Annotated in this window: 2 protein-coding genes; both read left to right on the plus strand. The window is 73.2% G+C overall.

Annotation, left to right across the window (positions count from 1 at the left end):
- A partial coding sequence (locus tag IE258_RS40230; protein WP_229892759.1) for a condensation domain-containing protein occupies window positions 1-1,596 on the plus strand: 1,596 nt, incomplete at its 5' end.
- Window positions 1,593-6,426 (plus strand): non-ribosomal peptide synthetase (locus tag IE258_RS40235; RefSeq protein ID WP_189750746.1); only part of this gene is annotated, 4,834 nt, incomplete at its 3' end. The genes IE258_RS40230 and IE258_RS40235, both read left to right, overlap by 4 nt.

Here is a 6,426-nt window from a genome sequence, read left to right on the forward strand (position 1 = left end):
ACCGTGGCGGCACTCGCCGAGATCGTCACCGAGACCGACACCACCGTCACGGAGGAACCCGGCGCCGGCATCGGCGACGTACCCCTGACACCGATCAAGCGGTGGCTGCTCGCCCGCACCGACGACCTGGACGCGTTCAACATGTCCGCCGTGCTGCGCGTACCGGCCGACCTGGACGCCGACGCGCTCACCGAAGCCGTACAGGCACTGCTGGACCACCACGACGCGCTGCGCGCCCGTCTCACGCCGGCTCCGGATCGGCGGCTGGAGGTCCGGGGGCCGGGAAGCGTCGACGCCGGGGCCCTGGTCCGGCGGGTGGACGCCTCCGGCGCCGACGGGGCCGACCTCCACGCCCTCGTCCGGGAGGCGGGCGCGGCCGCCCGTGACCGGCTGCACCTGGGCGAGGGCCGGGTCGTGCAGGCCGTGTGGTTCGACCGTGGGCGCGACAGCGCCGGGATGCTGCTGCTGGTCATCCACCACCTGGTCGTCGACGGCGTCTCCTGGCGCATCCTCATCCCCGACCTCGCCGAGGCGTACGAGGCGGTCTCCGCGGGGCTGAAGCCCGCCCTGCAACCGGTGGGCACCTCGCTGCGCCGCTGGTCGCAGCGCCTCACCGAGGAGGCCGTCAAGCCCGCCTGGGTCGCCGACGCGGCCTGGTGGCAGGACGTCCTGCGGTCCGCCGGGCCCCCGCCGGGCCGCCGGCCACTGGACCCGGCGAGGGATCGCCAGGCCACCGCCGGCCGGCTGACCATGACCCTGCCGGCCGAGGTCACGGAAGCCGTCCTGACCCGCGTTCCCGCCGCCTTCCACGCGGAGGTGAACGACGTGCTGCTCACCGCGTTCGCCCTCGCCTGGGCGCGCTGGCGGCACGGCGGGCCGAAGCTGCTGCTCGACCTGGAGGGGCACGGCCGCGAGGAGCACCTCGTGGAGGGCGCCGACCTGTCCCGTACGGTCGGCTGGTTCACCAACCTGTACCCGGTACGCCTCGACACGGGCGGTGTGGACCTCGCGCGTGCCTTCGCGGGCGGGTCGGCGGCGGGCTCCGCCGCGAAGCGGATCAAGGAGCAGCTCAGGTCCGTCCCCGACAAGGGCATGGGCTACGGCCTGGTCCGTCATCTCAACCCGGCCACCGCGGCCGGCTTCGACGGCCACGCCGCCCCCCACGTGGCGTTCAACTACCTAGGCCGGTTCACCGCCGCCGACGGCGACCGGGCCGCCGACTGGACTCCGGTCACCGGCGTCGACGCCGTCGCCGGCGACCCCCCGCAGCTGCCGCTCGCCCACCCGCTGGAGCTCAACTCCCGTACCGAGGACGGCCCGGAGGGCTCCGAGCTGGTCGCGTTCTGGACCTGGGCCGAGGAGATCCTCGACGAGGACGAGGTGCGCGAGCTGGCCGAACTGTGGTTCCAGGCGCTACGCGCCCTGGTCACGCACTCCGAGAACCCCCACGCGGGCGGTCTCACCCCCTCCGACGTCTCCCTGTCCTCCATCGGCCAGGACGAGATCGAGGCGTTCGAGGAGGAACTGGACGACCTGTTCGACGACTTCGACGACGAACCGCACGATTTCGAGACGGAAGAAGAGGCCAGCAAGTGAGTCGCACCGCGCGGAAGATCGAGGACATCCTGCCGCTGGCCCCGCTCCAGGAGGGCCTGCTCTTCCACAGCGTCTACGACGAGGGCGAGCTCGACCCCTACGTCGTGCAGATGTCGTTCGACATCGACGGTGCGCTGGACACCGCTGCCCTGCGCACCGCCGCCGAGAAGCTGCTGGCCCGGCACGCCAACCTGCGGGTCGCCTTCCGGCAGCGCAAGAGCGGCGACTGGGCGCAGCTGGTCATGCGGGAGGTGCCGCTGCCGTGGACCGAGCGCGATCTGAGCGCCCTGCCCGAGGCCGAACGCGCCGAGGCCGCCGCCGGCCTGGTCGCCGCCGAACGCGCCACGCGCTTCGACGTGACGCGGCCGCCGCTGCTGCGCTTCACCCTGCTGCGGCTCGGCGCCGACCGGCACCGCCTCGTCCTGACCAACCACCACCTCCTGCTCGACGGCTGGTCCCTGCCCGTCCTCATGGGCGACCTGTTCGCGCTCTACGACGCCGCGGGCGACGACAGTGCCCTGCCCAGGGTGCGTCCCTACCGCGACTACCTCACATGGCTGGAGGGCCAGGACCGGGACGCCGCCCGCGACGCCTGGCGCGACACGTTCGCCGACCTCGTGGAACCCACCCTCGTGGCACCCGGCGCCGACCGTGCCGCGGTCGCCGGGGCCGAGGTCCGGGCCGAGCTGCCCCGGGAGGAGACCGCGGCGCTCACCGAGCTGGCACGTGGCCGGGGTCTCACCCTCAGCACCGTGGTGCAGAGCGCCTGGGCCATCGCCCTCAGCAAGCACCTGGGGCGGGACGACATCGTGTTCGGCACCACCGTTTCCGGACGTCCGCCGGAGATCGACGGCGTCGAACGCATGGTGGGACTGTTCATCAACACGCTGCCCTCACGGGTGCGGCTGCGGGCCGCCGAACCGCTCGCCGGGCTCGTCGCCCGCGTCCAGCGCGAACAGGCCGCACTGACCCCGCACCAGCACCTCGGTCTGGCGGACATCCAGCGCACCGTGGGGCACGGCGAACTCTTCGACACCTCCATGGTGTTCCAGAACTATCCCGTCAACCGTTCCGGCACCGCGGGCACCGGCATCGGCGCCGCCATCAGCCTGGCCCCCGGCAAGAACCGGGAGGCCACCCACTACCCGCTGCTGCTGATCGCGGCCGCCCGCGACAGCATGACGTTCCGGCTCAACCATCGTCCCGACCTCTTCGACGCGGCCACCGCCCAGCAGATCCTGGACCGCTTCGTCCGTGTCCTGCGCGCCCTCGTCACCGACCCGGAGCAGCCCGTCGGACGCCTCGACCTGCTCACCGACCGGGAACGCGACAGCGTGCTGCGGGAGTGGAACGACACCGCACACGACGTCCCGGACGCCACGGTCCTCGACCTGTTCCGCGCCCAGGCGGACCGCACCCCGCAGGCCCCGGCCGTCACGAGTGCCGGCCGCACCCTGACGTACGCCGAACTCGACGCCCGCTCCAGCCGCCTGGCCCATCTGCTGGCCGAGCACGGCGCGGCACCCGAGCGGTTCGTCGCGATCGCGCTGCCCCGCGACTGCGACACCGTCGTCGCCCTGCTCGCCGTCCTCAAGACGGGCGCGGCCTACCTGCCCGTGGACCCCGACTACCCGGCGGAGCGCATCGCGTTCATGCTGGCGGACACCGAGCCCGCCCTGCTGCTCACCACCCGCGAACTCGCCCCCGGCATCCCCGACTCGGGTGCGCCGCGCCTCCTCCTGGACGACCCGGCCCACACCGGGGATCTCGCCGCCCGGCCCGCCACCGCGCCCACCGTGCCGATACCGCCCGGCCTCCCCGCGTACGTGATCTACACCTCGGGCTCCACCGGACGGCCCAAGGGCGTGGTCATCGAGCACCGCTCACTCGGCGCCTATCTCCAGTGGGCCCGCGACGCCTACCCGGCGATGACGGGCACCTCGCTGCTGCACTCGCCGATCAGCTTCGACCTCACCGTCACCGCCCTCTACACGACCCTCGTCTCCGGCGGCCTGGTGCGCGTCGCCGACCTCGACGAGCGGGCCGCCGAGGGTCCCGGAGCCACCTTCCTCAAGGGCACCCCCAGTGTGCTCGCCCTGCTGGAGGCGCTGCCCGCCGAGGCATCCCCCAGCGAGCTGATCATGCTGGGTGGTGAACTCCTGCTCGGCGAGGTCGCCGACCGCTGGCGGGCCCGCCGCCCCGACGCCGACGTCCTCAACGTGTACGGAGCCACCGAGGCCACCGTCAACAGCGTCCAGTACCGCATCCCCGCGGGCGCGCCCGCACCCACCGGACCGGTCCCCGTGGGCCGGCCCTTCTGGAACACCCAGGTGTACGTCCTCGACAGCGGGCTGCGTCCGGTCCCGCCCGGCGTCCCCGGCGAGGCGTACATCGCCGGCACGGGGCTCGCCCGCGGCTACTGGCGGCGCGCGGCCCTCACCTCCGAGCGGTTCGTCGCCAACCCCTACGGTCCGCCCGGCTCCCGCATGTACCGGACCGGCGACGTGCTGCGCTGGAACCACGACGGCCGGCTGGAGTTCGTGGGCCGCGGCGACGGCCAGGTCAAACTCCGCGGCTACCGCATCGAACTGGGTGAGATCGAGGCCGTCCTCGCCGGTCACGAGGGCGTCACCCAGGCCGCCGTCCTGCTCCGCGAGGACCAGCCCGGCGACAAGCGACTCGTCGCCTACGCGGCGACCGCGGGCGCCTCCGTGTCGGCCGACGCCCTGCGCGCCCTGGCCGCCGACCGGCTCCCCGACTACATGGTGCCGTCCGCCTTCGTGGTCCTGGACGCCTTCCCGCTCACCCCGAACGGCAAGCTGGACCGCCGCGCCCTGCCCGCCCCCGACTACGGGCCGCAGGCGGGTGGCGGACGGGCCCCGCGCTCCCCCCGCGAGGACATTCTCTGCACCCTCTTCGCCGAGGTGCTGGGCGTCGGCTCGGTCACCATCGACGACGACTTCTTCGCCCTGGGCGGCCACTCCCTGCTCGCCACCAAACTCGTCAGCCGCATCCGCTCGGCACTCGGTGCCGAGATGGCCATCCGGCAGCTCTTCGAGACCCCCACCGTCGCCGGCCTGTCCGGAGCGCTCGACACCGGCAACGGCGCCGCACGCACGCCGGTCACCTCCGTGCTCCCGCGCCCCGCGCGGCTGCCCCTGTCCCACGCCCAGCGCCGGCTGTGGTTCCTGCACCGCTTCGAGGGCCCCAGCGCCGCCTACAACTCCCCCGTCGCCCTCCGCCTGTCCGGAGCCCTCGACCGTGCGGCGCTGGAGAACGCCCTCGCCGACCTGACCGCACGGCACGAAACCCTCCGCACGGTCCTCGCCGAGGACGCCGAGGGACCCCATCAGGTCGTGCTGGACGAGGCGCGCCCGTCCCTCGCCGTCGTGTCCAGCGACGCCACCCGGCTGGCCGCCGATCTCTCCGAGGCTGCGGGCCACGCCTTCGACCTGGCGTCCGAACCGCCCCTGCGAGCCACCCTGTTCGAGGTAGGCGGCGACGAACACGTCCTGCTGCTCCTCACCCACCACGTGGCGACCGACGCGTGGTCCCGCGCCCCGCTGGCCCGGGACCTGACGGCGGCGTACGCGGCCCGGGTGCGGGGTGCCGCCCCGGAGTGGGCGCCGCTGCCGGTGCAGTACGCCGACTACAGCCTCTGGCAGCGCGACGTCCTCGGCACCGAGGACGACCCCGACAGCGAGGCCGGCCGCCAACTGGACTACTGGGGGAAGACGCTGGCGGACCTCCCCCAGGAGCTGTCCCTGCCCTTCGACCGCCCCAGGCCGGCCGTGGCCTCCCATCGCGGTGACGTCGTCACCTTCGAGCTCCCGCCGGAACTCCACGACCGTCTGACCCGCGTGGCCCGTGACAGCCGCACGAGCCTGTTCATGGTGCTCCAGGCGAGCCTGGCCACGCTGCTGTCCCGGCTGGGCGCGGGCACGGACATCCCGCTGGGCACCCCGATCGCCGGCCGCACCGACGACGCCCTGGACGACCTGGTCGGCTTCTTCGTGAACACGCTGGTGCTGCGTACCGACGTCTCCGGGGACCCCACCTTCGCGGAGCTGCTGGAGCGGGTGCGGACGGCCGATCTCGCCGCCTACGCCCACCAGGACATGCCGTTCGAGCGGCTGGTCGAGGCCGTCAACCCGGAACGCTCGCTGTCCCGGCACCCCCTCTTCCAGACGATGCTGAACCTCAACAACGCCGGTCCGGTGGAGGCGCTCGACGAGATCGCCAAGCTCCCCGGCCTGACCGTGCACCACGAACCCGTGGAGACCCACCGGGTCAAGTTCGACCTGGGTTTCTCCTTCGCCGAGTCCCACAGCACGACCGGCACGCCGGGCGGTCTGCGCGGCGCCCTCCAGTACAGCACCGACGTCTTCGACCGGTCGACCGCCGAATCACTGGTGCGGTGGATGGTCAAGGTGCTGGAGTGGGTCGTGGCCGGTGGGAACGGCTCCCGGGTGTCCGAGGTGGAGGTGCTGGAGGACGCCGAGCGGGAGCAGATCCTGTCCGGCTGGCAGGGAGCCTCGCGCACTCTGCGTGGGGTGTCGTTGCCGGAGCTGTTCACCGAGCAGGCGGAACGGACACCGGACGCGGTGGCGGTGGAATGCGGTGACCGGGTCCTGACCTATGGCGAGTTGGACGCCTGGTCGGGGCGGGTCGCCGGATGGCTGCGCACCCAGCAGGTGGGTCGGGGTTCGTTCGTCGCGGTGAAGCTGCCTCGCTCGGTGGAACTCGTCGTGGCGCTCCTCGCCGTTGCCAAGGCCGGGGCCGCCTATGTGCCGGTGGACCCGGAGTATCCGCAGGAGCGGGTCGCGCACA

Source organism: Streptomyces tendae, assembly GCF_014650435.1.
Classification (GTDB): Bacteria; Actinomycetota; Actinomycetes; order Streptomycetales; family Streptomycetaceae; genus Streptomyces; species Streptomyces tendae.